Source organism: Shigella sp. SIG6 (genome assembly GCF_053555815.1).
The window spans coordinates 1-758 of the sequence record NZ_JBQZXC010000285.1; the positions used below are offsets into that span (position 1 = coordinate 1).

General features: G+C 42.5%; 1 protein-coding gene. It reads left to right on the forward strand.

The window, feature by feature from the left end:
• Nucleotides 1-458 precede the first annotated feature (458 nt).
• On the forward strand, nt 459-755 hold the full coding sequence (locus ACUU1M_RS20400) for a YciI family protein (RefSeq protein ID WP_000967595.1): 297 nt from the start codon (nt 459-461) through the stop codon (nt 753-755).
• Nucleotides 756-758 lie beyond the last annotated feature (3 nt).

Below are 758 nucleotides of genomic sequence, written 5' to 3' on the forward strand. Positions count from 1 at the left end.
AGACGCTTGGTTTTAAACCAGTCATTAGCTTTGAATGCAGCCCAGACAGCGGTAGTAGCCATAACTATGTTGGCTATCATGCTTCCCCAATCAGTAGTGTTGCTCATCCTTTCATACCCTGAAAACTCAATCAGTTAACTATCTTAACGCTCTAGGGAGATGTAAGGAACATCACTTGAAGATTATGTGAGGCGAACATCTAAAGAAAACCGAATAGACTTTATTCAATGGTTATTGAAGTAATAATCATTTCAGTAGAAAAACTAGGCCTCGATTTTAAATGCAAATAGCAATCATATTCAATAAGGCAAGACGATCAGGATCAGTGAAAATGTCATTTTTGGCGTAATTACCCTTACTTTATGCATGACCTTAACAAAGACATCATCTTTCCGTTGCAGATCTTCGCCCTTTCAAATAACGTACTTTACAACTTTCCCGAACAAGGAGTTGTGCCCGTGTTGTATGTTATTTACGCTCAAGACAAAGCTGATAGCCTCGAAAAACGCCTTTCCGTTCGTCCGGCACATTTAGCACGTTTACAGTTACTGCATGATGAAGGTCGTTTGTTGACAGCTGGTCCAATGCCAGCGGTAGACAGTAACGATCCAGGGGCTGCGGGATTTACTGGCTCAACCGTTATTGCTGAATTTGAATCGCTGGAAGCAGCTCAGGCCTGGGCCGATGCTGACCCGTACGTAGCGGCAGGAGTCTATGAACACGTTTCAGTGAAACCATTTAAGAAAGTGTTCTGAGTA